This window comes from Streptomyces sp. NPDC052052 (assembly GCF_040680455.1).
Classification (GTDB): Bacteria; Actinomycetota; Actinomycetes; order Streptomycetales; family Streptomycetaceae; genus Streptomyces.
Genome location: NZ_JBFAWU010000036.1, coordinates 16893 through 41666, shown reverse-complemented (window position 1 = coordinate 41666; position 24774 = coordinate 16893). Strand labels below are relative to the sequence as shown.

The 24774-nt window shown below is 69.6% G+C and carries 23 protein-coding genes and 1 pseudogene; 12 read left to right on the top strand and 12 right to left on the bottom strand.

Features of this window, described 5'->3' with window-relative positions; all coding sequences use genetic code 11:
- Positions 1-113: 113 nt before the first annotated feature.
- The 3 genes from AB0L71_RS30870 to AB0L71_RS30860 form a co-directional block, all read right to left on the bottom strand.
- Complete coding sequence (locus tag AB0L71_RS30870; RefSeq protein ID WP_365249382.1) at positions 114-2318, bottom strand: MMPL family transporter; 2205 nt, start codon at positions 2316-2318, stop codon at positions 114-116.
- The gene (locus tag AB0L71_RS30865) at positions 2318-2980 is read right to left on the bottom strand and encodes a TetR family transcriptional regulator (protein ID WP_365249379.1); all 663 of its coding nucleotides are present in this window, start codon (positions 2978-2980) and stop codon (positions 2318-2320) included. The genes AB0L71_RS30870 and AB0L71_RS30865 overlap by 1 nt, the downstream gene beginning before the upstream one ends.
- Before the next feature lie 268 nt (positions 2981-3248).
- On the bottom strand, positions 3249-4028 hold the full coding sequence (locus AB0L71_RS30860) for a DUF4097 family beta strand repeat-containing protein (protein WP_365249376.1): 780 nt from the start codon (positions 4026-4028) through the stop codon (positions 3249-3251).
- 892 nt (positions 4029-4920) lie between these two features.
- On the opposite strand from AB0L71_RS30860, the gene AB0L71_RS30855 reads away from it, so the two are divergent.
- Entirely contained in the window at positions 4921-5406 is a 486-nt protein-coding gene (locus tag AB0L71_RS30855; RefSeq protein WP_365249410.1) for a Rieske (2Fe-2S) protein, read from the top strand.
- A gap of 24 nt (positions 5407-5430) precedes the next feature.
- Here the strand turns inward: AB0L71_RS30855 and AB0L71_RS30850 are convergent, their stop codons facing one another.
- Positions 5431-6078, bottom strand: coding sequence for a cysteine hydrolase (locus tag AB0L71_RS30850; protein ID WP_365249374.1), 648 nt, complete (start codon positions 6076-6078; stop codon positions 5431-5433).
- Between the two features lie 110 nt (positions 6079-6188).
- On the opposite strand from AB0L71_RS30850, the gene AB0L71_RS30845 reads away from it, so the two are divergent.
- Positions 6189-6665, top strand: coding sequence for a pyridoxamine 5'-phosphate oxidase family protein (locus tag AB0L71_RS30845; protein ID WP_365249371.1), 477 nt, complete (start codon positions 6189-6191; stop codon positions 6663-6665).
- Between the two features lie 17 nt (positions 6666-6682).
- Here AB0L71_RS30845 and AB0L71_RS30840 read toward each other — a convergent pair whose 3' ends face one another.
- Positions 6683-7585 (bottom strand): LysR substrate-binding domain-containing protein, encoded by a 903-nt coding sequence (locus AB0L71_RS30840; RefSeq protein WP_365249368.1) that lies wholly within the window; start codon positions 7583-7585, stop codon positions 6683-6685.
- Between the two features lie 74 nt (positions 7586-7659).
- Here AB0L71_RS30840 and AB0L71_RS30835 point away from each other — a divergent pair, with 74 nt between their 5' ends.
- Entirely contained in the window at positions 7660-8712 is a 1053-nt protein-coding gene (locus AB0L71_RS30835; protein ID WP_365249365.1) for a DMT family transporter, read from the top strand.
- Here the strand turns inward: AB0L71_RS30835 and AB0L71_RS30830 are convergent.
- Positions 8703-10034 (bottom strand): aminotransferase class I/II-fold pyridoxal phosphate-dependent enzyme, encoded by a 1332-nt coding sequence (locus AB0L71_RS30830; RefSeq protein ID WP_365249362.1) that lies wholly within the window; start codon positions 10032-10034, stop codon positions 8703-8705. The two genes, AB0L71_RS30835 and AB0L71_RS30830, sit on opposite strands and share 10 nt — an antisense overlap.
- A gap of 35 nt (positions 10035-10069) precedes the next feature.
- Between AB0L71_RS30830 and AB0L71_RS30825 the strand changes: the two genes are divergently transcribed.
- On the top strand, positions 10070-10762 hold the full coding sequence (locus AB0L71_RS30825; protein ID WP_365249359.1) for a pyridoxamine 5'-phosphate oxidase family protein: 693 nt from the start codon (positions 10070-10072) through the stop codon (positions 10760-10762).
- A 66-nt stretch (positions 10763-10828) separates the two neighbouring features.
- On the opposite strand, the gene AB0L71_RS30820 is transcribed toward AB0L71_RS30825, so the two are convergent.
- Together AB0L71_RS30820 and AB0L71_RS30815 are read right to left on the bottom strand one after the other, a co-directional pair.
- Positions 10829-11785, bottom strand: coding sequence for an EamA family transporter (locus AB0L71_RS30820; RefSeq protein WP_365249356.1), 957 nt, complete (start codon positions 11783-11785; stop codon positions 10829-10831).
- A gap of 349 nt (positions 11786-12134) precedes the next feature.
- Positions 12135-13163, bottom strand: a complete 1029-nt coding sequence (locus AB0L71_RS30815) for an EamA family transporter (RefSeq protein WP_365249353.1) — start codon at positions 13161-13163, stop codon at positions 12135-12137.
- 227 nt (positions 13164-13390) lie between these two features.
- Here AB0L71_RS30815 and AB0L71_RS30810 point away from each other — a divergent pair, with 227 nt between their 5' ends.
- Positions 13391-13822: an SRPBCC family protein gene (locus tag AB0L71_RS30810; RefSeq protein ID WP_365249350.1), complete on the top strand. Its 432-nt coding sequence runs from the start codon at positions 13391-13393 to the stop codon at positions 13820-13822.
- 80 nt (positions 13823-13902) lie between these two features.
- Here the strand turns inward: AB0L71_RS30810 and AB0L71_RS30805 are convergent, their stop codons facing one another.
- Positions 13903-14508 carry a PadR family transcriptional regulator gene (locus tag AB0L71_RS30805; RefSeq protein WP_365249347.1) on the bottom strand — a complete coding sequence of 202 codons (606 nt, stop codon included), beginning with the start codon at positions 14506-14508 and terminating at the stop codon, positions 13903-13905.
- 250 nt (positions 14509-14758) lie between these two features.
- Positions 14759-15724, bottom strand: a complete 966-nt coding sequence (locus AB0L71_RS30800; RefSeq protein WP_365249344.1) for a WYL domain-containing protein — start codon at positions 15722-15724, stop codon at positions 14759-14761.
- A 92-nt stretch (positions 15725-15816) separates the two neighbouring features.
- Here AB0L71_RS30800 and AB0L71_RS30795 point away from each other — a divergent pair, with 92 nt between their 5' ends.
- The 3 genes and pseudogenes from AB0L71_RS30795 (at position 15817) to AB0L71_RS30785 (ending at position 17307) form a co-directional block, all read left to right on the top strand.
- Positions 15817-16185 (top strand): VOC family protein, encoded by a 369-nt coding sequence (locus AB0L71_RS30795; protein WP_365249342.1) that lies wholly within the window; start codon positions 15817-15819, stop codon positions 16183-16185.
- Positions 16186-16256: 71 nt separating this feature from the next.
- Positions 16257-16364 (top strand): annotated as a pseudogene (locus tag AB0L71_RS30790) (IS481 family transposase); the annotation flags it as partial.
- Between the two features lie 508 nt (positions 16365-16872).
- The gene (locus tag AB0L71_RS30785) at positions 16873-17307 is read left to right on the top strand and encodes a VOC family protein (protein WP_365249339.1); all 435 of its coding nucleotides are present in this window, start codon (positions 16873-16875) and stop codon (positions 17305-17307) included.
- A 324-nt stretch (positions 17308-17631) separates the two neighbouring features.
- Here AB0L71_RS30785 and AB0L71_RS30780 read toward each other — a convergent pair whose 3' ends face one another.
- Complete coding sequence (locus tag AB0L71_RS30780; RefSeq protein WP_365249336.1) at positions 17632-18348, bottom strand: TetR/AcrR family transcriptional regulator C-terminal domain-containing protein; 717 nt, start codon at positions 18346-18348, stop codon at positions 17632-17634.
- Between the two features lie 174 nt (positions 18349-18522).
- Between AB0L71_RS30780 and AB0L71_RS30775 the strand changes: the two genes are divergently transcribed.
- From AB0L71_RS30775 to AB0L71_RS30765, 3 genes are all read left to right on the top strand, one after another.
- Positions 18523-20151 carry a CocE/NonD family hydrolase gene (locus AB0L71_RS30775; RefSeq protein ID WP_365249333.1) on the top strand — a complete coding sequence of 543 codons (1629 nt, stop codon included), beginning with the start codon at positions 18523-18525 and terminating at the stop codon, positions 20149-20151.
- A 105-nt stretch (positions 20152-20256) separates the two neighbouring features.
- Positions 20257-21702, top strand: coding sequence for an argininosuccinate synthase (argG, locus tag AB0L71_RS30770; RefSeq protein ID WP_365249330.1), 1446 nt, complete (start codon positions 20257-20259; stop codon positions 21700-21702).
- A 111-nt stretch (positions 21703-21813) separates the two neighbouring features.
- The gene (locus tag AB0L71_RS30765) at positions 21814-21948 is read left to right on the top strand and encodes a hypothetical protein (RefSeq protein WP_365249327.1); all 135 of its coding nucleotides are present in this window, start codon (positions 21814-21816) and stop codon (positions 21946-21948) included.
- Between the two features lie 29 nt (positions 21949-21977).
- On the opposite strand, the gene AB0L71_RS30760 is transcribed toward AB0L71_RS30765, so the two are convergent.
- Complete coding sequence (locus tag AB0L71_RS30760; protein WP_365249407.1) at positions 21978-22757, bottom strand: CPBP family intramembrane glutamic endopeptidase; 780 nt, start codon at positions 22755-22757, stop codon at positions 21978-21980.
- Between the two features lie 182 nt (positions 22758-22939).
- Between AB0L71_RS30760 and AB0L71_RS30755 the strand changes: the two genes are divergently transcribed.
- Positions 22940-24730, top strand: coding sequence for a substrate-binding and VWA domain-containing protein (locus tag AB0L71_RS30755; RefSeq protein WP_365249324.1), 1791 nt, complete (start codon positions 22940-22942; stop codon positions 24728-24730).
- Positions 24731-24774: the final 44 nt, after the last annotated feature.

Sequence of the window (24774 nt, the reverse complement as noted above, 5' to 3'; positions counted from 1 at the left end):
GGGAAACCTCCACAACCGAAGTTTCCTCACGTGATCACACGCCCCGCCATTCCCCTGTCACCAGGAGAATGACGGGTCCCGTGTCCGGTGGAAACATCCTCGGGGCGGACGACTCAGCGCACGCTTTGCGCCAGTTCCCGATCCTCGTGCGGCTTCGGGGAATCCAGTTCGGCTCCCTCGACATCGAGGTCGGGAAGCAATCGGTCGAGCCAGCGGGGCAGCCACCAGGCGCCCTTGCCCACCAGCGCCAGGAGAGCCGGCACCAGGGCCATCCTGACCAGGAAGGCGTCGACGACGATACCGACGGCAAGACCCAGGGCGATCGGTTTGAGGGTGAGGTCTTCGGCGGTCACGAAGCTCGCGAATACGGAGAACATGATCAGCGCCGCGGCGGTGACTACTCGTGAGGCGTACCGTGACCCCGCGATCACGGATTCACCGTGACGGCCGGTGCGGACGTATTCCTCACGCATCCGCGACACGAGGAAGACCTCGTAGTCCATGGCCAGCCCGAACAGAACCGCCATCAGGACGATCGGCATGAAGCTGAAGACGGGCCCTGTCGTCGGAACACCGAACCGGTCCGCGAGCCAGCCCCATTGGAAGACCGCGACGACCGCGCCGAACGCCGCCCCCACGGAGAGCAGGAATCCGACGGCCGCCTTGACGGGAACCACGATCGAACGGAAGACGAACAACAGCAGCAACAGCGCCAGCCCGACCACGATCGCAGCGAACGGGATCAGTGAATCGCTCAGCCGGTCGGACACGTCGATCGCAGCGGCGGTGGAGCCGGTGACCAGCACCTCGGCCTCCGCCTTCTCCCCCAGCCCCGGGGTGACGGCGCGGATGTCGCGGACCAGTTGCACCGTCTCCTCGGCCCGTGGGCCGGCCTTCGGCACGACGGTCACGATCGCCGTCCTGCCGTCCGTGCCGGCCTGCGGGGAACTGACGGACAGGACCTCGGGCAGATCGAGCCGATCGATCCCGGCCGCCACCTGGCGGGCGGCCGCCTCGGGGTCCGTGCGCTCGGTCCGGACGAGGACGATGAGCCGCCCGTTGCGGCCGGGACCGAAAGCATCGGAGATCAGGTCGTATGCCTTGCGCTGTGTCGACTCGGGGGCCGCCGTGCCGTTGTCGGGCATGGCCAGGGTGAGCTGGGAGGCCGGCAGCGCCATCGCGCCGAGGCCGAGGACGACGGCCACCACTGTCACCAGCGGACGGCGGGTGACGATCCGGGCCCACCGCTCGCCCATGGACCGGCCCGCGGAGTCGGCCGTGTCGCGCTCCCGCCGGGCGGCGCGCGATCCGGGTCTGGGCTTCAGCCGCGTTCCCGCGAACCCGAAGAGGGCGGGAAGCAGGGTGATCGCCACCAGCACCGCCATCAGCACGGTGCCGGCGGCGGCCAGACCCATGACGCTCAGGAACGGGATGCCGACGACGGTCAGTCCCGAGAGCGCGATGATCACGGTCAGACCCGCGAAGACCACGGCGCTGCCCGCGGTGCCGGTGGCCCGTGCCGCCGACTCCTGGGCGTCCATCCCGTTCGCGAGCTGGGTGCGATGCCTGGACAGGATGAGCAGCGCGTAGTCGATGCCGACGGCGAGCCCGACCATCAGGGCCAGGCTCGGCGCCGTGGACGAGACCGTGGCGACGTTCGAGACCAGCAGGAGCCCTACCAGTCCGACGACGAGTCCGACCAGCGCCGACAGCAGCGGCAGCCCCGCCGCCGGCAGTGATCCGAAGGTGATGACGAGGACCAGGACGGCGACGACCAGGCCGATCACCTCGCCGGTCCCGACCTCCAGACCGGCCGTGCTGTAGATGGTGCCGCCGACCTCGGCCCGCAGCCCGCTGGACCGGGCGTCGAAGGCGATCTTCTCCAGCGCTGCGACGCTGGAGTCCTCCAACGCGTCACGCTTGATCGGATAGAGCACCTGCGCGAGTGCGGTGCGCCGGTCGGCGGAGACGGACTGGACCTCGAAGGGGTCGACCGCCGTCTCGACCTGTGGGGCCTTGCCCGCGGCCGCGACCGTCTTCTCGATGACGGTGCGGTGGTCGGGATCGTCGACCGTCGAGCCCTTCGGGGCGACGAAGACGATCTGTGCCGTGACTCCGGTGGAGGACGGAAGCGACTTCTCCAGTACGTCGATGCCCTTCTGGGACTGGGAGCCGGGGATGGTGGCCTCGCTGTCGAGCTGCGAGCCGAACATGACCAGTCCCCCGCCCACCAGTGCGATGAGCAGTAGCCAGCCGGCGAGGAACCGGCCGCGGTGGCGGAAGGCCGCCCGGCCGAGGGAGTAGAGCAGGGTTGCCATCACGTGGTCCTTAAGCTGTCGGTGGGGCCGAGAAGCATCGTGAGCACCGCGGACAGGGCGTCCTCCACGGTGTCGGCATCGATCGCTGCCGGGTCGGCGATGCGTTCGTTCGAGAGGCCGTTGCACAGGCAGTGCAGGATCAGCGCGGCCAGCTCGGGGTTGACGGCCGTCCTGACCCCACTGCGTTCGGCGACCTCGGTGATCGACCGGCTCGCGGCCGCCCGCTGAGCGCGACGCAACTGGGTCAGGATGTCCCGCGTCCTGTCGTCACGGGCGGCGCGCGCGGCGAACTCCAGGCCGAGCTGCCCGCGTTCGGCGTCGTCGACGATCCGCCGGGCGACCGTCCGCGCGGCCAGGCCGATCGCCTCGGCCGGGTCGTCGGCGTCGCGGATCTCCGTCATCACCAGGTTGAACTCGGTGTCCGCGCCCGCCCCGAGGATGGCGCCGAAGAGCTCCGGCTTGCCGGAGAAGTTCGAGTAGACGGCGCCCTTGGTGAATCCGGCGGCGTTGGCGATGTCCTCCAGTCTGCTGTCGTCGTACCCGCGTTCGGCGAACGACTTCGCGGCCGCGGCCAGCAACCGGCGGCGCACCTCGTCACGCGGCACGCGTGGGATCGGTCCGTCGTGACGGCCCTGCGCTTCATCGGCCGTGTTCGAGCGCATCCAGGGTGAGTACTCGTGGTTTCCGATACCCGGAGTACCGTCGTTCGGCGTTGCGTCGCGCCTGGACGGGAACTGCATCATCGGTTCCTTGTCGTGTGAGGGTCGCGCTTCCAGGGTCTTTCGTTCGGATCGGGCCGGATCAGGGAGCGGAGTCCGGTGCCGCGCAATCGCAGGGCGGAGGAGGAGGTCATGGCGGAGCCGTGCGACCGACGAAGGGCAAGGTGCGGCGCCGGGGCATGCGAGCCCGGCGTGATCCGAACGCGAGGCCCTAGCCCGCGGTACGCAGGGTGATCGCGCCGTTCTCGGTCCGCGCCGAGATCGTGCGGTCACTGGACGCGTCCGTGGGCACGTTGGCCTCGACGTCCCCGTTTTCCGTCCTGGTCGTGACCTTGTACGCGGCGTCCGGCACCTCGACCGTCACTCCGCCGTTCTCCGTCCGCACGTCCACGCGGTCGGGCGTGGAGACAAAGGCGAGGTACACCTTCCCGTTGGCGGACCTGGCCTCGACCCGGCCGGAGTCGATGCCGGTGGCCCGGAGTTCCCCGCTTCCGCTGTGCAGCGTGAGGCTGCCGGAGGCGTCGGAGACATGGACCGACCCGTTGTCCGAGCGGATCCGCAGTGCCGTGTCGAAGCCGGTGGCGGTGGTCTCGCCGTTGTCACCCTCGACGGTCAGGGCGAGGTTCTTCGGGACGAGCACCTCGTAGCGGGCGGAACAGCTGCTGATGACGAATCCGCAGTCGGTGCCCAACGTGAGCTTGTCGCCCACGAGGTCCCAGGACGCCTTGGGCTTCCCGAAGACCGACCATCCGGAGAACCACCGCTTCACCTCGACCTCGTCGACGTCGGCGGGCCGCACGTCGAGGTCACCGTTGCTCCGGGAGATGGTGAGCCGGTCACCGCCCACCTCGAAGGTGCGCTGCACCGGGGCGCTCTTGTCGTCGACCGAGCCCCAGAACCCGACGACGGCCCCAGCCCCCACTGCCGCCAGTACGACCAGCACAGCGCCGGCTAAGAGAATGACCGGGATCCTGCTTTTGCGTGTGGACACGATTTCCTCCCGTTCGGGACGTTCTCGACGTGTGGTTCAACAGGTCAATGACGCTACGCAGCGATCGATCCGTCAGCGATCCGGTGCGCCCCCTGAATGATGGGGGGATACCCCCACCCCAGTCCGCGCCATGGCCCCCTGTGAGTACATTCAGGCAGAAATTGACGGAAAACCGGGCCGCACCGGGCGACGTCGGCATCGAGGCACCGGTCACGCGCCGGGCCGTCCGGGGTCCGGTCCGGACGGTGTTCCGGCGTCGGGGGGTCCGGACCCCGACCGCCGCGAACGGCCCGATCGATGACGTCGAAGCTCCTCGGTGTCATGCGGATCAGCCTGGCAGACGCCTCTGACACTCCCGCTCTGTGCGGCCGCCGCGCCAGAGCCCCGTGCGAGGGCGGTACGGCGAACGCGGAGGTCTCGCGCACCGGGTGCGGCTTTTCAGGGCGGGATCCGCGGTCCGGCTGCCCGCCGCCGCCCGCGAGCGCCGTCCCACCGTTCCGGCCGGGCGCCACCCGTGAGGAGGAACAGCCCGTCCGCCATCCGAATGCACTTCCACACATGTGCAGCCGCGGATTGCCGCCCCGGGAGCGGCCGGGCCGGCACACCCGCTCATGCCGGTGCGCGGACCTGCCGATGACCATGGGGCCGTCTCCTTCCTGGTACGGGTCTCCGCCACGCAGTCGGGCGGACCACCCGGCCACAGGGAAGGAGGCGACGATCCATCTGCCGCCGCCGGAGCGGGACTTCCTCGAGAGGCCCCTGGGCTGCCGGACACGGAAGTCCCACTCCGCATCACCCCATGGAAGCCGTGAACACAGAAATCGTGGACATCGAAGTCGTGAACACCGAAGTGAACACCCCGATCGAGAGCAGCATGGAAGGGAAGGCCGGCATGACCGCATCGCAGGAGCACGAGGACGGTCCCGGGCGCCGATCCGTTGTCGCAGCGATCGGAGCCGTATCGGCGGCTGCCGTACTCACCGCGTGCGGCAGTCAGAAGGACTCGGACGGTACGGATGCGATCCGGCCTGCCATGGGCGGCCGGAGCGCGGCCCGGCCGACCGATGGCGGATCGACGGAGGCAGCCGGAGAGTCCCTGGCGAAGACCTCCGACATCCCGGAGGGCGGCGGAACGGTATTCGCCGACCGGGGCGTCGTGGTGACGCAGCCGAAGGCCGGTGAGTTCAAGGCGTTCTCGGCGGACTGCCCCCACCAGGGATGCGCGGTGTCGAGCGTGTCGAACGGAGTCATCAACTGCCCCTGCCACGGGAGCAAGTTCGACGTGGCGACGGGTGAGGTGAAGAGAGGCCCGGCCACCCGTCCGCTGGCCGCCCGGTCGATCAGGGTCAGCGGCGACTCGATCACGCTCGCGCCCTGAGAGCTGTCCTGCCCCGCCCGCCGGTCAGCCCCTGGCCCGCCTGCGGCTCGGCCAGCAGCCGAGCACCTCGTCGGTGGTCGTGACGGTGGCGACGAGCGCGAGTGTGTGACGGATCACCGCGGGGGTGTATTCCGCCGGCACTCCCGCGATGGCGTCTGACGGCACCACTGCCGTGTATCCGAGATTCACCGCGTCGAACACCGCGTTGGGAACGGCGACATTGGCCGAGACCCCGGTGACAACGAGCGTCCGGCAGCCGAGGTTGCGCAGCAGCGCGTCCACGTCCGTACCGGCGATGGGCGAGAGGCCGTGCAGTCTCCGGACGATCAGGTCCTCGTCCGCCACCTCGATGGGCGGGGCGATCCGTACCGCCGTGGTGCCCGAGAGCTGTTGTACGGGTAACCGGCCCGCGGCCCGGAAGAGGCGGGCGTTGCTGTTGGCACCCCGCCCGTCGGGCCGTCGCTCGGCCACCGCGTGGAGCACCTGGACCCCGGCCTCGTGAGCCGCTGCCACCAACCGGGCGATCCGGCGCAGCGCGCCGGACGACCGGGCCTCCTCGGCCAGTTCGGGCAGCGCGCTCGCGGGGCCCACGACTCCTTGCTGGCATTCGACCGTCAGCAGCACGCAGGAGCCAGGATCGAGCTGCTCGGCAAGTTGTTCCTTCGACGGCACGGTTGCCCCCTTCTACGGCGGATCGGCGCGCGAGGGTAACGGCCATTGCATGACGAGGGAAGAGACCCCATGATTTCTGACAGGTAGTCAGTTACGTCGAAGGGGATTCCATGCCCGCCAGTCAGCGACGAGGCCGTCGGATCATGATGACGGACGAGGAACGCGACGCCTATCTCGCCGAGCAGCGCACCTGCCGGGTCGCGACCGTCTCCGCGGACGGCCGCCCACACGTCGGCGCCCTCTGGTTCGCCTGGGACGGCACGTCCCTCTGGCTGTACTCGATCACCCGTAGCCTGCGCTGGTCCCAGCTGCGCGACGACCCGAGGATCGCGGTGGTCGTGGACGACGGGGTGGAGTACACGGACCTGCGCGGCGTCGAGCTCTCCGGCACCGCCGTCCCGGTGGCGGAGGCGCCCCGAACCGGCGAGCCCTGTCCCGAACTCGACCTGCCGGAAAGGCTTTTCGCGGCGAAGTACTTCGGTATGCAGACCATGCCGCACGACGGTCGGCACGCCTGGCTGCGTCTCACCCCGGAGACCATCACCTCCTGGGACTTCCGGAAGATCGCAGAGGTGTCCGCCACCTGAGCCCCTGCCGCCATTCCCTATGCCGCGGCCCGGCCGGCCGCCCGGAGCGCGGCCACCGCCGCCCTGATCGACGGACGCCGGTCCGCGTCCGTGCGCCACACCGCATGGACGTGCCGCAGCATCCTCTGCCGTACGGGGACGAGCCGCACCCCCTCGGGCACCGGCCCCCGGCCCAGCCGGGGCGCCACACAGACACCCATCCCTGCGGCGACCAGGGCGAGTTGGGTGTGGTGCTCACCTGCCAGGTGCGCGATGCACGGTTCGATACCCTTGGAGCGCAGGGTGAACATCAGCCAGTCGTAACAGAATTCTCCCTCGGGCCAGGAGATCCAGTCGTCGTCGGCGAACTCCTCCAGGTCCACCTCCACCCGGTCCGCGAGGCGATGACCGGCCGGCATCGCGACGTCCGGGGCATCGTCCAGAATGCCGACCCTGGCCAGGCCGCCGGGCACCGGCAGTCGCTTGTTGCTCCAGTCCAGCACCACCGCGAGGTCGACGTCGCCCCTGAGCACCGCGCGGATCCCGGCCTCGGGCTCCAGTTCGCTCGTCCGGACCCGCAGCTCGGGGTGGTCCGCGCGCAGCGCGAGAAGGGTCGCGGGGAAGAGTCCTCGCGCCGCGGTCGGAAAGGCGGAGAGCAGGATCTCACCCACCACCTCCCCGCGTTGCGCCTCGATGTCGGACTGGGCCAGCTCGACCTGGGACAGGATGCGGGCCGCGTGGTCGGCGAGCAGTCGACCGGCGTCGGTGAGCCGGACACCTCGGCCGTTCCTGGCGAGGAGCTGCTGGCCCACTTCCCGTTCCAGCTTCGACATCTGCTGGGAAATCGCCGAGGTGGTCACATGCAGCCCCTCAGCCGCACCACCGACCGATCCGTGCCGCGCGACGGCGTCCAGGGTACGCAGGCGCTCCAGGTTCAACATGTAAGCAATGCTACGCGAATGCGCGTACAGAATCTCGCTTGTTCTACGCAATGGCCTCGGCCATGGTTGACCCCATGAGCGCCCTCACCGCACCGAGCAGCCCCCCTCCCGCCGAGCTCTCCGCCCCTGCCCTGCCGACCGGTCGGACGGCAGGGGCTCCGGTCCCGGCGTCTGCGGCACGCCGGCCGACGGACTGGCGCATACGATTCGGCGCCCTCTCGCTCATCTGGGGTTTCAGCTTTCTCCTGATCAAGGTCGGCACCCAGGGGTACGCGCCGTTCCAGGTCACCCTCGGCCGCCTCCTGTCAGGCACGGCGGTGCTGGCCGTCGCCATGGCGGTACGACGCGAGCGGCTGCCGCGCGGGGCCCGCACCTGGGGACATCTGGCCGTCGCCGCGTTCTTCCTGAACGCCCTGCCGTTCTCGCTCTTCGCGTACGCCGAACTGAGCATCCCGTCGACGCTGGCCGGAATCTGCAACGCGACCTCGCCGCTGTGGGGCATGGCGCTCTCGCTCGTCGCGCTCTCCGAGGACCGGCCGACCCGCCGCCGGGTCGCCGGACTCGGGCTCGGATTCCTCGGTGTGCTGACCGTGCTGGGCGCCTGGCAGGGTTTCAACGGGCTGGACATCAGCGGTACGGCCATGGCCCTGCTCGCCTCGCTCAGCTACCCGATCGGCTGGATCTACGTCCGCAGGACGCTCGCCGGAAGTGGTTCGTCCACGCTCGCCCTGACCGGCAGTCAGCTCTTCCTCGGCACGCTCCAGCTCGCCGTGGTGACCCCGCTGTTCACCTCGGCTCCCGATGGGTTCCCCCTGCTTCCGACCCTTGCCGTGGTCGCTCTGGGGGCGCTCGGCACAGGTCTCGCGGTGCTGATCCAGTACGGGCTGGTGGAGGAGGTCGGGCCGACGACCGCACAGATGGTCACCTACTTCATCCCGGTGATCGCCACCGCTGCCGGTGTCGTCGTCCTGGGCGAGGGCCTGAGCTGGAACACCCCCCTCGGGGCGCTCGTGGTCCTGGCCGGAGCCGCGCTCACCCAGAGCAGGGCGCGTGGCAGCGGGCCCGGGACCAGGGGTCGGACACCCCGGAACGGGGGCCGGCCGCCCGGGACCGGGACTCAGCCGTAGGTCAGCGGTTTCACCGGCCCCACCGCAGCGGCCACCGCGTCGGCCAGCGGACCGATGTCGGCATCGGCGAGCGGCGAGACGGTGAGCCGGATCCCCTGCGGCGCGGCCATCCGGAACCGCGCGCCGGGCGCGACGGCCCAGCCCGCGTGCAGCAGCCGCGCCACCGCACCGGTCTCGTCGGCGACCGGCACCCACACGTTCATGCCGCTGCGCCCGTGCGCCTCCACGCCTCGCTCCGCCAGCGCCCGCACGAGTGCGTCCCGCCGCTGTCCGTAGGCCCGGGCCACCGCACCGGGGTCGACCGTGCCCGAGGTCCACAGGTGCACCACGGTCCGTTGCAGCAGTCGGCTGACCCAGCCGGGCCCCAGCCGCTGCCGGCCCGACACCCGGTCCGTGGTGACCGGATCGCCGGTCAGCACGGCGACCCGGAGATCCGGCCCGTACGCCTTGGCGACCGACCGCACGAAGGCCCACCGGTCCGTGGCACCCGCCAGCGGGTACAGCGGAAGATCGACGATGGCGTGCCCGTGGTCGTCCTCGATCAGGAGGACATCGCGGTGTCCGGCGAGGACGTCCCGCAGTGCGCGGGCGCGCTCGGCGCCGATCGCGGCACCGGTCGGATTCTGGGCCCGATCGGTGATCACGAGCGCGCGGACACCGGCATCGAGCGCGTGCGCGACGGCATCGGGCAGCGGACCCTCGTCGTCGAGTGCCACGGGCACGGGACGCAGCCCCAGGGCCGGTACGAGATCCAGCATGCTGCCCCACCCCGGGTCCTCGACGGCCACCGCGTCACCGGGCTTGAGATGCGCCATCAGCACACGCTCGATCGCGTCCAGCGATCCCGAGGCCGCGACGACCGGCCCCGGAGGCACTCCGTCGGCATCCAGCGCGGCACGGGCGTTCGCGGCGAACTCCGGGTCCACCGACGCCTGTCCGTACATCCCGGGCTCCCGCGCGTACTCGCCCGCCGTCGCCGCGAACGCCTCACCCAGCGGGGGCAGCAGCGCCGGGTCGGGGTTCCCCGCGCCCAGATCCCGCACTCCGGGCGGCGCCTCGACCCGGAGCGAACCGCGCGCCGTACTCGCGGGGCGAGGCCGGACCCGACTGCCCCGGCGCCCTGCCGTCTCGATCACCCCGCGCTCGCGCAGCGTGCGGTAGGCGGCCGCCACCGTATTGGGATTCACCCCCAGGACCGCCGCCAACTCCCGCATCGGCGGCAGCAGTTGTCCAGGCGCCAGGTCCCCCGACCCGACACCTCGCTCCACACTGGCGGCAATTTCCGATGCACGCCGTCCGACGATCCGATACTCTCCTAGCACAACAGCGATTATGCACTAGTGCAATGGAGTACGCAATGTCGGAGAGCGCACCGCCGCAGTCCACGAGCGAGACCGCAGCCGTATACCGGCCGACCGAGCGCACCGTCCCGACCCGTTCCCGCGACCGCGCGGCGTACGACAGGGAACTGGTGCACGCGATACTCGACGAGGCCTACGTGTGCCATCTCGGCTTCGTCCGCGACGGTGCGCCGGTCGTCCTGCCGACGCTCTTCGGCCGGATCGGCGAGCGGCTCTACGTACACGGCTCGACCGGCTCCAGGCCGCTGCGGGAGACCGGTCGGACCGATCCGGGCCTGCCCATCTGTCTGACGGTGACGCATGTCGACGGGCTGGTGCTGGCCCGCTCCGCCTTCCATCACTCGATCAACTACCGCTCCGTCGTGGTCCACGGCATCGCTCGCACGGTGACCGACCCGCAGGAGCGACGGACCGCCCTCGACGCGATCGTCGACCATGTGGTGCCGGGCCGGTCCGCCGACTCCCGGCCCGCCGACGAGAAGGAGCTCGCCGCCACAGCCGTGATCCGGCTGGACCTCCAGGAGGTCTCCGCCAAGATCCGCACCGGCGGCCCCAACGACGAGCCCCGCGATCTGGAACTCCCCCACTGGGCGGGCGTCGTCCCGCTCGCCCACGGCTATGCGGCACCGATCCCCTCGGACGACCTGGACCCCGCGGTCGGGGTACCCGACTACCTCACCGCCCTCTGACCCCTCCCGGCCGCTCCGGCCGGAGGGGCCCACCCGGCTGACAGGTGGGCCCTCCGCCGGATGCGGTCAGGCCGGCACGGCCGCTCGGCGACGGGCGTGCGCGGCGCCGCGCGCCTCGGCGAATGCCAGTCCCACCACAGCCGCGAGCAGCATCAGCGTCCCGAGGACCGTGGTCGCGGTGAGCCGCTCACGAAACACCACCACGGCGATGACCGCCGCACTGACCGGTTCGAGCAGCATGATCACGGACACCGTCGCGGCACGCACCACCGCGGCGCCGGCGAAGTAGAGCCCATAGGCCAGCGCGGTCGGTATCGCGGCCACATAGACCAGCAGCGCCACCACCTGCACGGTCTGAACGGTGTGCGGTACGAACCCTTCGGCTGCCGCCATCGGCAGCAGCCCGACGGCTCCGATCCCGAACGCCCAGGCACTGGTGGCGAGCGGGTCGGTGGCACCGCCGTCGCGGCCGAGCCACCGGGTCAGCAGGGTGATCGTCGCGTAGCCCGCCGCGGAGAGCAGCGCCAGCGCGACTCCGGCGGGCCGCACGGTGGCAGCGTCGCCGCCGAGGACCAGTACGGCGAGACCGGCCAGGGACGCCGCCACCGCGACGAGTCCACCGCGCCCCAGCCGCTCCCCCATGGTCAGCCGCGCACCCACCGCGATGAGCACGGGGCCCGCCCCGAGGGTGACGACGGTCCCGACCGCGAGTCCTGTCGCCTCCACGGCAGCGAAGTAGGCGCCCTGGAAGACGGTGAGACCGACGCCGTTCCCGACGATGCGCAGCAGCCGACGACCGCGCGGTTCGGCGGGGACGGCCGGACGCCGGGGCCGGAGCGCCAGCACGACGAGCAGCAGCGCGAGGCCTCCCAGGCAGCGCCAGAACGACAGGGCGAGCGGGCCCAGGTCGCTGACCTCGAAGATCAGCGAAGCGGCAGCCCCGGCGGTGCCCCAGGCAACACCGGCGACGATCAGATAGATGAGGCTCCGCCCGATGGGCAGGCCGGAAGCAGGGTTCGACACGTGGCTTCTCCGAAGGAAGACTGGACGGTGGTCGCTCGAATGCGCACACGGGCAGCGACGAACCGCCCGGGAACGGCCCGAGCCGGTCTTCGTCAGGAGTGCCGCGCGCGCCAGGGCCCTTCGTCCGGCTCAGGCTGGATCGGGGAGCGGTGCCGTGCATCGCAAGGCGGCGGAGGGAGCCGGATGGGGTCTCCCCTGCTCGAGCGGAACCGAGAGCTCCGGGAAGGAGTTTCGGTGCCGACGACAACGCGGCGAGATGCGGCAACGGGGCACGCGAGCCTGGCCTGAGCCGAACGAAAGTCCCTAGGCGGCAGGCGGCGGAAGCACGGTCGAATGCATGGCTGTCACGTTACGTCGCGGCACGTCCCCCGGACAACTCCTGCTCGGCAGCCGGACGTCCTCGGTCCGCATCCGCGGCACGGCCCTCGCCCGGTCCGGATGCGACAGGGCCGGAGGCCGTCCTCGGCGTTGCCGACTGGGCGATGAAGGCCCCGATCAGCACCAGGGCGCCGCCCCCGAGCTGCGGCGCCGAAAGGTGCTCGCCGAGCAGCACCCAGGCGAACACCGTCGCGATGACCGCCTCGAGACAGGCGACGACACCGGCCACCGCGGGCGAGAGCAGCCGTACCGAGACCACCCCGGTGATGTAGGCGACCACCGTGGCCATCAGTACGATCCAGCCGAGCAGCAGCCAGGCGGGTATGTCCGCGCCGTTCATGTCTGCCGAACCGGCCAGAACCGGCCAGTCCATCCCCCAGGGCCGTGCGACCGCGGTGAGGACGGCCGCGCCGATCAGCAGCCCGTACGCGATGACACCGAGCGGATGCGGCGGTTCGACCCCTTGGGCTCCGTCCGCGCTGCCCTGGTCCGACAGGACGAAGTAGGCCACCTGGCAGCAGGCGGCACCGAGTGCGAGCAGCAGCCCGATCAGGTCGAAGCCGAGCCCGGACCAGACCTCGACCACACAGGCGAGCCCTCCGGCGGCGAGCACCACTCCGATCGCGGCGCGCCGGGTGACCGTCCGGCGCTGCACGAAGCGGACCCAGCCGAGGACGAGCGCGGGGGACAGATACTCGACGAGGAGCGCGACACCGACGGGGATACGGGAGATCGCGGCGAAGTAACAGGCCTGCACCCCGGCCACGGCGAACAGCCCGAACCCCAGGAGCAGGGCGGGCCGGTTACGTACGAGGGCCCGGTGGCGCCAGACGACCGGCAGCATGACCAGGGCGGCGCCCGCCACCCTCAGCCACACCACGTGGAGCGGATCGAGCCCCGCCTCGATCAGCGGCTTGGCCGCCACCCCGGAACCACCGAATGCGAACGCCGAGGCCAGGGCTGTGCCCAGGCCGGCGCTTCTCCCCTGAGGCGCGTACATCGGCACATCATGACAGCTGCGGTCAGGAGCGTCACCCCTGTCACCCCTGACACTTCCTCTCCAGGCGCCCGCACCCGCACGCCCGCGAGCACGTCGATGCGGCACCGATCCGACGGGCGGACCCGGAAGGGTCGAACGCGCAAACCTGACGGTTCATCAGTATTGAATGTTCCCGCCACTCCGGCTACGTTCCGCGACACCGTAACCCGCCGAGAAGGGGTGGTCGCATGGCCGAAGTCAGTGCAGAAGCACGCATCGAAGCACCGGCCGAGAAGGTCTGGGCCCAGCTGACGGACTTCACCGCGTACGACCAGTGGAACGCCACCCACACAAGCTTCCCCAAGGGCGGTCCGGCAACGCTCGAACTCGCGGCCACCTACGAGGAGAACCTGAAACTGATGGGCTTCCCTGCCGAGGTGACCTGGACGGTGACGGAGCTGGAGACCGCCCGCCTGCTGGCCACCCAGGGCAAGGGACCGATGGGCGTCAACCTGGCCATGCGCTACTCACTGACCCCGGACGGGGACGCGACCTCGGTACGCATCGACGGGGAGTTCACCGGCGCCGCGGTCTCACTGATGGCGGGCAAGCTGAGGGACTCGGCCACCACCGCGCTCGTCGAGTCGCTGCGCAAACTGGGCGGACTGGTCACGGCCTGACGGTCACGGGGACGTCAGGGGGGAGGGCCTCGCGGCCGACCGCGAGGCCCTCGTCGCACTCAATGCTCGATCCTCCGGACTCACTGCTCTTCGGCGAGGATCAGATAGAGCCTCTTACGGGCGTCATTGACGACCGCGAGCGCCTTCTCACGCTGATCGGCCGAGCCGGTCTTCCAGACCTGGCCGAAGGCCTCCATCAACCCGAAGCCGGCCTGCCGGATCTCCCTGGCACCCTCCCAGTCGACCCCGCGCCCGACTTCCTCCCAGGGTGCGTCGGAACCGGACTCCGCCTCGGCGCGGCCACTGTCGGTGAGCGTGAACAGCTTCTTGCCGCCCTCGCTCGCACTGACGATGAGGCCCTCGTCCTCCAGCAGCTGCAGGGTCGGATAGACCGAACCCGGACTGGGCCGCCAGGTCCCGCCGCTGCGCTCACCGATCTCCTGGATCATCTCGTACCCGTGCATCGGGCGGTCCTTCAGCAGCGCCAGGATCGACGCGCGCACGTCACCGCGCCGCGCCCTCCCCCGTCCACCGCCCCGACCGCGCCCACCGAACGGACCACCCCCGAAGGGGCCTCCACCGAACGGCGGACCGAACTGGCCGAAGGCCGCCCGCCGCCCCTCGAAATCGCCTTGCCTCTGATGACCGGGCCCACGACGCCCGTATTCGTGTCCATGCGAACGCATCGTTACGTTCCTTTCGTTGATTGTCTGTCGCGATACCTCAACGATATATCGGAATAGCTCGCGCAGCAACCCCCGAACCCCGACCCGCGCTGACCTGTCGCAGTGAAGGTTGATGCGATCTCAAGCAAGCTGCACTGATTCGCTTTCGTCTCAGCCGAGATTGGTGCTGGCCCGTTCGTCTCAGTGAAGGTTGATTGCCTCAGTGCCGGCCGTCTGTGACCGTGATCGATCGCCTGTTAGTTGTTGCGGGTCAGGACGTCACTGACGGCGCATAGTGGTGGGCAAGATTGGTGGCGAGGTCGCGGAGGTGAGCCCTGGCTTCGGTGGGGCCGTGCACAGTGATGGCGCTCCCGAACGGCAGTAGTGCTCGCACGTCCTCCAGATGCAGGAAGCGGATCGTCACCTTGTGGCCGGTGGCGGATTCCTCATGGTCATCCCGGACGAGTCGTAGGCCAAAGATCCGTTGCGCTCGCTCGATTTGGGTCTGGTCGATGGTGGCGGTGACCTCTATCGCGTGGTTGTGTTCCCACTGAGCAACGAGCGCTGCAGCGACGGTGGCGAGGGTCTGGCTCTCGCGGATCCGTCGTGGCTGGTCGACTTCTTTCCACGTCGTGATCCGTTCGAGTCGGTACATCCGTGGCACTCGGGCACGGTCGGCGACGAGGTACCAGGTGCCGGCCTTGGCGAGCAGCCCGTAGGGATCCACGACCAGGTCGCGTGGGCATGACTCGCGTGGGCTCTCGTACCCGATCCGTAGCCGGCGACCTCGCCGCACTGGGCCGATCAGCGAAGCCGGAGTCGTGCCGGACATATGTGCCTGGAGCCAGGGACGGCTGTCCACGTGCACTACGTCGGTGAGCGGCAGGAGTTCATGAACTCGCCGTGACTGTGCAGCGCCGATCTTGGAGAGCGCGCGCCGGCTTTCGACGGATGCGTTGAGCTCCGCACGTTGCTTCTCATCCAGCCCGGTGAGCGACAGATGATCACGCTCGCCCGGCGTAAGTCGCGTGAGGTCGAGCCCGGACCCGGGCAGCATGGTCACGCCTCCGAGGCGGCCCCGTTGTGCGGTCACCGGGAGACCGGCGTCGCGGAGCCAGTTCAGGTCCCGGGTGATGGTTCGAAGGGACACCCCGAGCGCCGAGGCAAGTTCCTGTGTGGTCACGGCATCCCTTGATGCGAGGAGCAGCATCAGGGTGAAGAAGCGGTCTGGGGTCACCTACCAAGGTTTTCAGGAATTGCGACACGATGCGGCGCATATCCCGGTCAGGCTGATGGATGCGTACCAACGACCTGCGAGAAGGAACAACCATGACCACATCCGTTCTGTCCATCGTCTACGTGAACGACGCTCCCGCCGCAGCTCGTTTCTACGGCGACCTCCTCGGCATGAGCCCCTCGTTCGAGACTCCGGGATACATCACCTTCGACCTCGGGCCCAGCGCTGACCTTGCTCTGTGGTCTGGCCAGTTCGAGGATCTGTCACCGGACGTCCCGCGCACCAGTGAGGTGTGCCTGGCCATCCACGGGGGTGGGCCCGACGAGATCAACGCGATCTTCAAGCAGTGGCAGTCCAAGGGCGTCACGATCCTGCGCGAGCCTCATGATCTGGGGTTCGGGCTGACCTTCCTCGCAGCCGATCCTGACGGGAACCGTATCCGCGTGGCACCGCGGGGCTGAAAGGCCACAATGCGGCAGGCGCGCACGATAGGTGTCGCGCCTGCCGTCGTCTGACTTCGAGAGGACGACGAGTGCCCCACGCGAATGCGCCCCTGAGCGTCGAGGGCCGTAGGCGGCTCGTGAAGCGGTACCAGACATCTCCCATCGCCCACGTCGCCGCTGAGATGGGTATCTCTCGCGCATGCGCCGGATGCGACTCCAGCATGGGTCATCGCGCAGATCGAGTCCTGGCGCCGCGAGCACAAGTGGGCCGCGCAACGGATCACCGACGAACTAAAGCCGCCAGCGGCACGCCTCCGCGAGAGCGTCACCAACTTCGCATGTCTCCGAGCAGGTGCGCTCGACGATTTGGGAGGTCGGCGGCATGGGGCCTTCGCAAGCGACGCAGTCGCGGGATAGCTGCCGGTCAGGGGTGCCCTCCTCGCGGGAACGACGTTCGATGTAGGCCACTCTGCGGCAGGCGGAGGAACAAAGTCGATGACGTTGACCGAACTGGATCTTCATCGGCTGCCGGCAGATTCGGCAGGGTTCCCTCCTTGATGGCCTGGCGCATCGCGTCGACCACCCGGGGATCCACCGTCCCGAACTCCGGCCTTTTGCGAGCCGCTCGGCCATCGGCCAGCCCGGTCAGCGCGGCGATGACCCTGCAGGTCTCCGGTGACCAGCGCCCGCCACTAGGGTGGCCCGATGACGCCGATCAAGCAGTTCCAAGTCACCTTCGACTGCGCGGAACCTGAGCGTGTCGCTCGTTTCTGGTGCGAGGTGTTGGGGTATGTCGTGCCGCCACCACCGGAGGGGTTTGCTACGTGGAACGATTTCGATCGCTCACTGCCGCCTGAGCGTCAGGGGTCGGCGTTCGCGTGCGTCGATCCCTCAGGAGTGGGCCCGCGACTGTTCTTCCAGCGCGTTCCCGAAGGGAAGGCCGCCAAGAACCGGGTGCATCTCGACGTGCGGGTCGGCACCGGGCTCGTCGGTGCAGAGCGCCTGGCCGCACTGGAGGCCGAATGCGCACGACTGGTCGCTCTCGGCGCGGTACACGTGCGAACGCTGCTTGCCGATGACGACAACGAGTCGTGCATCCCGATGCAGGACATCGAGGGCAACGAGTTCTGTATCGACTGAGGGGCCGGAACGTGTCACCGTTCCACCATTCTCCCCATGAGCCAGGACGCAGTTCCCGGCATGGCGCTGCCGCGCCGTGGACTCTTCCCGTACCGGGTGCGGCAGGCACCGTTGGGGCGAGCGTGACGCACTACCGCTCATGCGACCGGGCCGGGCGTCAGGTCGACGACAGCGGTCTTCTGGCAGCGCCTCGCCCAACACCCGGCTTCCAGAAGGCTTCCGCGAACGGCGAACCCGGTGAGACATACCCACTCACCGGACGATCGCAGAACTCTCGCATCTGTTCGTTCACAAGAACGGACAGATGCGCAAGGCGGCGAGGAATCATTCGGTGTCGAGACCGTCGATCAGGCGGCCGAGGAACCGGGTGAAGGTGGCTTCGGGGGCGAGGGGGCGGCCAGGGGCCGAGAGAGCTTCGGCGAGTTCCGGGTGGTGGCCGTCTGCGGCGACAGCGGCGAGGTAACGGGCCTCGGATGCGGCTCGGTCCTGTGACTGCGCGGCTGCGGCCTGCGCGATCTCGTGGGCGACGTGCCCGGCCACGAATGCCGTGAGCTGGGCGAAGATCTCCAGCTTCGCCGCACCGTCCAGTCCGGTGGGCCGCAGGGCGGCAAGCGCGCGTTCCAGGAAGGCCAGGGTGTTGGGTCCGGGGATGCGGTGGGTGGACAGGGCGGCAGGCAGCCAGGGGTGTCGCAGCATGAGGGCGCGCTGGAGGTGGGCGACGGCTTTCAGGTCGGCGCGCCACTCGCCGGTGAGCGGGTCCGTGGTCGGCAGTTCGCCGCTGACGCGGTCGACCATCAGGTTCAGCAACGTCTCCTTGTCGGGGGCGTAGCTGTAGAGCGACATGACGCCGGCTCCTACGCGCGCGGCGACTTTGCGCATGGTGACCGCTTCGAGCCCCTCCGCGTCCGCCAGGGCGACGGCCGCCGCCGTGATGGCCTCTCGGCTGTAGGCGGGCTTGCGGCCCCTGCGGGGCTGGGCGGAGCCCAGCCAGAGTTGCTGAGGGTCGACGCCCGGGGCGCCGGTCCCTCCCTCACGGGACATGGTCCACGTTCCTCTCCTCGCCCGGGGATCTTGCGGGCCTCAGTCAAGCATCCTTTATTCTCGTACACCGTACGGATATGGAGGAGGGGAACGATGACATCACCCACGCACGACCCTGCGCCGAGGCCGACCTGGACACCGCCCTCTGGGAAACCATCACGTGCCGCACGGGCGATGAGGGCGACATGGCGCCGTCTCCCCGCCAAACTGCACGATGTCGGGTGGGAGCCGGGGCTGGTGGTACCGGCCGCCGACGGCAGCCCTCTGATCACGGACCACTACTTCCCGCGCGCCGAGGGCGACTTTCCCACCCTTCTGGTGCGCTCGCCGTACGGCCGGGGTCTGCCGTGGTCCCCCATGTATGGCCTGCTCTTCGCCGAACAGGGCTTTCACGTGGTCCTGCAGAGCTGCCGCGGTACCGGCGGTTCGGGGGGCGCGTTCGATCTGTGGCGCAACGAGGCCGGCGACGGCCGGGCCACGGTGTCCTGGCTGCGCGAGCAGCCCTGGTTCAACGGGACACTCGGGACCGTCGGCCCCAGCTATCTGGGCTACGTGCAATGGGCCCTGGCCCTGGACCCACCGCCGGAGCTGAAGGCCATGGTGGTGCAGGTGGGCCTGCACGATCCCTACGCGCTGTTCCACACGGACGGTGCGCTGCACCTGGAGACCGCCCTCGTCGTCGGCGCAGGGATGACCTACCAGCACCAGGGCATGGCACCGTTCCTGAGGGCGACACTGCGCCTGCAGCGCCGACTGCGCGAGGTCACCACCGCACAGCCACTGCGCGGGGCATACGCGCCGGCCCTCGGGGGCCCCATACCCTGGCTGGACAACGCGATGGCACACCCGGACGCCGAAGACCCGCACTGGCACGGCGCATCGCTGGCCACGGCGGCGTCACGGCTCCGCGTGCCCACGAGCCTGATCACCGGCTGGCAGGACGCACTGGTCGACCAGACCTTCGCGCAGTACGACCGGCTGCGCCGGGCCGGATGCGAGACCTCCCTGCTCGTCGGCCCGTGGACCCACACCTCCGCCCTGCAACAGGGATGGCCCGAGGTGTTCACCGAGAGTCTTGCCTGGCTGCGCGCCCACCTGTACGCCGACCGATCCGGCCTCCGTCCCACAAGGGTGCGCGTGCACATCGGCAGCGAAAACGCCTGGCGGAACCTCGACGACTGGCCGCCGGTCACGACCGTCGGCCAGTGGTTTCCCACCATTCAGGGGCATCTCATCCAGCAGGAACCCAGGGACCGTGCACCACTGAAGTCGTTCCGCCACGACCCGGAGGACCCCACCCCGTCCCTCGGTGGCCCCCTGCTCTCCCGCACCGCCGGCCCTCGCGACAACAGCAGACTGGAGGCCCGGGAGGACGTACTGACGTTCACCAGTCCCCCGCTGACCGAACCGGTGGACGTCCTCGGACCCGTGTCCGCGCGGCTGAGCGTCTCCACGGACACCGGTCATGCCGACGTCTTCACCCGCCTGTGCGACGTGGACACCCGAGGCCGCTCCGTCAACGTCTGTGACGGACTGGGCCGGCTGCGCGCGGAAGGGCAGGAGCCGGTGCAGATCACGGTGCCGATGAGCTCCACCGCTCACCGCTTCGCCGTCGGCCACCGCATCCGCTGGCAGATCAGCGGCGGCGCCCATCCGCGCTATGCCCGCAATCCCGGCAACGGGGAGTCGCCGGTGGACGCCACCACCTTCGCACCGGTACACATCACGCTCCACACGGACTCGGCGCTGATGCTTGCGATGCGGGCCCACGATCCGGGGCCCGCCCCTGAAGGGAACGACTGAGCAGCCGGAACCGACGGCCCGGCTCACCCCTCGGCGCCGCGTTCGCGCGCCCTGGCCGGACACAAGGATTTTGCATGATCATGCATTGTGATGCATACTCTTCCCATGTCTAAGGTCCTCACCTCGCTTCCCGCCGACGAGCGCGTCGGCATCGCCTTCTCGGGCGGTCTCGACACCTCGGTCGCCGTCGCATGGATGCGCGACAAGGGCGCCATCCCGTGCACCTACACCGCTGACATCGGCCAGTACGACGAGCCCGACATCGCCTCGGTGCCCGGACGCGCGAAGACCTACGGCGCCGAGATCGCACGCCTGGTCGACTGCCGCGCCGCGCTGGTCGAGGAGGGCCTGGCCGCGCTCACCTGCGGGGCGTTCCACATCCGCTCGGGCGGGCGCGCGTACTTCAACACCACCCCGCTCGGCCGCGCCGTCACGGGCACCCTGCTGGTCCGGGCGATGCTTGAGGACAACGTACAGATCTGGGGCGACGGCTCGACCTTCAAGGGCAACGACATCGAGCGGTTCTACCGGTACGGCCTGCTCGCCAACCCGCAGCTGCGGATCTACAAGCCCTGGCTGGACGCGGACTTCGTGACCGAGCTCGGCGGCCGCAAGGAGATGTCGGAGTGGCTGCTCGCCCACGACCTCCCTTACCGCGACAGCACCGAGAAGGCCTACTCCACCGACGCCAACATCTGGGGCGCCACCCACGAGGCCAAGACCCTGGAGCACCTCGACACCGGCGTCGAGACCGTGGACCCGATCATGGGCGTGCGGTTCTGGGACCCCTCGGTCGAGATCGTCACCGAGGACGTGACGATCGGCTTCGACCAGGGCCGCCCCGTGACGATCAACGGCAAGGAGTTCGCCTCCGCCGTCGACCTGGTGATGGAGGCCAACGCCATCGGCGGCCGCCACGGCATGGGCATGTCGGACCAGATCGAGAACCGGATCATCGAGGCCAAGAGCCGCGGCATCTACGAGGCGCCCGGTATGGCCCTGCTGCACGCCGCGTACGAGCGCCTGGTCAACGCGATCCACAACGAGGACACTCTCGCCCAGTACCACAACGAGGGACGGCGTCTCGGCAGGCTGATGTACGAGGGCCGCTGGCTCGACCCGCAGGCGCTGATGGTGCGCGAGTCGCTCCAGCGCTGGGTCGGCGCGGCCGTCACCGGCGAGGTGACGCTGCGGCTGCGGCGCGGCGAGGACTACTCGATCCTCGACACCACCGGCCCGGCGTTCAGCTACCACCCGGACAAGCTGTCCATGGAGCGCACCGAGAACTCGGCGTTCGGCCCGGTGGACCGGATCGGCCAGCTCACCATGCGCAACCTCGACATCGCCGACTCCCGCGCCAAGCTGGAGCAGTACGCCGGCATCGGCCTGATCGGCACCGCCAACCCCGCCATCGGCGCCGCCCAGGCAGCCGCGACCGGGCTGATCGGCAGCATGCCGGAAGGCGGCGCGGAGGCCATCGCGTCCCGCGGCAAGGTCTCCGAGGACGACACCATGCTGGACCGCGCCGCGATGGAGTCCGGCACGGACTGACCGGCCCGTCGGGCCCAGGACCCGGCGCCCCGGGGAGGAAGACCACCGCACAGGCCGGCCCGGCATCGGGCCGGCCTGTGGCGTTCCCGAAGGTCGGTCGGCAATGGATCCGTGGCGTACGACGCCGTGGCAGTACGGCGTGCGATCGCCCAGCTCGTCGACCGTGACGCCCTGGTGGAGGCACCCGGTCGAGCGGCGAGGAGAGGAATCGCCACCTTCCCGGCCCGGAAGCCCGAAGGGCCGTGAGCGCAACGGGATGTACACCGGCAGACCGCTCACGGTGTGGGCAGCCACCCCACCTTCCCCGCCAACAGCGCGTACCCGACGAACGCCCCGATGTCGATCAGCGCATGTGCCGCGACGAGCGGACCGACCCGCCCCCAGCGCCGGTACAGCAGCACGAAGACGACGCCCATCACCATGTTGCCGATGAAACCGCCGATCCCCTGATACAGGTGGTACGAACCCCGCAGCACCGAACTCGCCGCCAGGGCGGCCATCGGCGTCCAGCCCAACTGCCCGAGCCTGCGCAACAGATACCCGACGACGATCACTTCCTCCACTACGGAGTTCTGAAGCGCGGACAGGATCAGCACGGGGAATTTCCACCACACACCGGGCAGCGACTCCGGGACCACGGTGAGGTTGAAGCCGGCTTCCCTCGCCACCAGGTAGAAGGCGAGCCCGGCGCTTCCGATGCCTGCCGCGACCAGCACACCGCGCCCCAGGTCGGGCCACGGCCTGGTCCGGTCGAAACCGATGGCGCGCAGGCCCGAGCCCTCCCTCATCAGCAGATGCGCGACAAGGGCGACGGGCACCAGGGCCGATGCGATACCGAAGAGCTGCCAGGCGAGATCCAGCCATGGACGCCCCGGCGCGTACGAGCCGTTGAGCGTCGCGGCCTGCTCCTTCAGCCCTCCAGGCTTCGTCAGTGAGCCAACAAAACTGATCAGGGCGGACACACCGCTGGCACCCAAGGAGAGAGCCAGTACCAGCACTGTCTCAGACCGCAGGATCCGTCGCGACCCAGTCTTTTCGGAGAAAGATTCAGCCACGTACTCGGTCTCCACCTGTACACCTGCCTTCAGTTGTGCATTCACGTCCCATCCCGCTCCTCGCCCGGCTAAGGTCTCGAATGCAGGTACGAAGATCATGCGTGACAGGCCGGGGGACGATCACCATGGGACATGGTGCTGCCCCCGTTTCCTTATTGATGCTCTAGGGGGGCACCACCGTCATGGGACGTCACAGCTTGCCCGACGACCACGCGACCGGCAGCAGCGGGGACGGTCCGCCGCCGCGCCGGCGTCGAACCATAGCGATCGCGACCGTGCTCGTCCTCGCAGTGGCAGCGGGAACAGCGGTCGCGGCGCAGGGCGGATTGCTGTCGTTCTCGAAGCCCTGCGCGGACTCCGCCGTTCACCTGTCCATGGTGACTTCCCCGGACATCGCCCCGGCCGTACGTGCCGTCGCCGACAAGGCACGCGCGGACCAGGTGAAGTCGGACGGCCACTGTCTGGACGTGCGGGTGGTGGCCCGTGATTCCTACAAGGTCGCCATGGCCCTCACCTCCGGCAACCGGACCCCGGACTACCAGATCTGGCTGCCCGACTCGGACCTGTGGATCGACCGGGCCAAAGGCTCCGGTGAAGGCATTCCACTCACCCCGGGCGATTCCATCGCCTCCTCCCCCGTCACCCTGGCCGTGGTGCCGTCCGTGGCCAAAGGGCTGGGCTGGCCGAAGAAGAAGTACTCCTGGGCCGAACTGACGGCCGCGGCCACGGACTCGGACGAGGTGCGCCTCGGCGCGGCCGACCCGGCGCGCAGTGCCACCGGGCTGCTCGCCCTCTCCAGCATCGGCGCCTCCTCCGGGCAACAGGGCGGCGACAGCGACACCCGGGTCGCGGCGACCGCCAAACTCCTCGCGCAGCGCATGTCGGACAGTGACGCCCAGGTGCTCGAAACCCTGGCCCAGGACGATTCCGCTGCCGAGCAGGGCAATCCGGAGCGCAACCAGGCCGTCCTGCTCTCCGAACAGGCCGCGTTCGCCCACAACACGGAGTCGACCGGTGGCGGCACACTCGATCTCTTCTATCCCAGGGACGGCACTCCGCTCCTGGACTATCCGTACACACTGGTCGACGAGACGAGGATGAGCACCTCCGAGGGCCGGGCGGCCCTGCGGTTCATGAGACTGCTGAGCGAGCCGGGCGCACAGGCCATTCTGGAGAAGCACGGCTTCAGGAACGCCGACGCGACCGTCGGGGAGTCGGTGGTCGCATCGGCGGGCGGCAGGAAACCCCAGCCGTATGCCACCACAGCCGCCGCGGCACCCACCACGGAGGTGCTCCAGCAGACGCTCGGGATGTGGACCATCACGGTGCAGAGCGCGCGGCTGACGACGGTCGTCGATGCCTCGGGTTCGATGGCCACGATCGAGCCGGGCGGCAACCAGTCCAGGATGGACATCACCAAGGCGTCCTTGATCCGGGCCCTCAACCAGTTCACCCAGAACGACGAGATCGGGCTCTGGGAGTTCGCCACCACGCTCGACGGCAACAAGGACTACCGCAGGCTGGTGCCTACGGCCCGACTCGGCGGCCCGGCGAAGGACGGCGGTACCCAGCGGGAGAGGCTCGCGGCGGCGTTCTCCGCGCTCGAGCCCGTTCCGAACGGGGCGACCGGTCTGTACGACACCGCTCTCGCCGCGTACAAGGACGCCCAGGCGACGTACGTGAAGGGCAAGTTCAACGCCGTGGTGATCCTCACCGACGGATCCAACCAGGACGATCGCTCCATCTCCCGCAGCGCCCTGATCGCGGAACTGAAGCGCATCGCCGACCCGGAGCGGCGGGTGCCGCTCCTCGCCATCGCGGTCGGCCCCGAGGGCGACCGCGATGAGTTGAACGAGATCGCGAAGGTGACCGGCGGCGGGGGCTACCAGGTCACCGACCCTGCCGACATCCAGGCCGTGATCCTGCAGGCCGTCATGACGGCCGGACAGAACAACTACGCCGCCCGGGAGTAGTGCGCGGGACGGCCGGAGGCAGCGGCGGCCCGCCCCGGCGACGA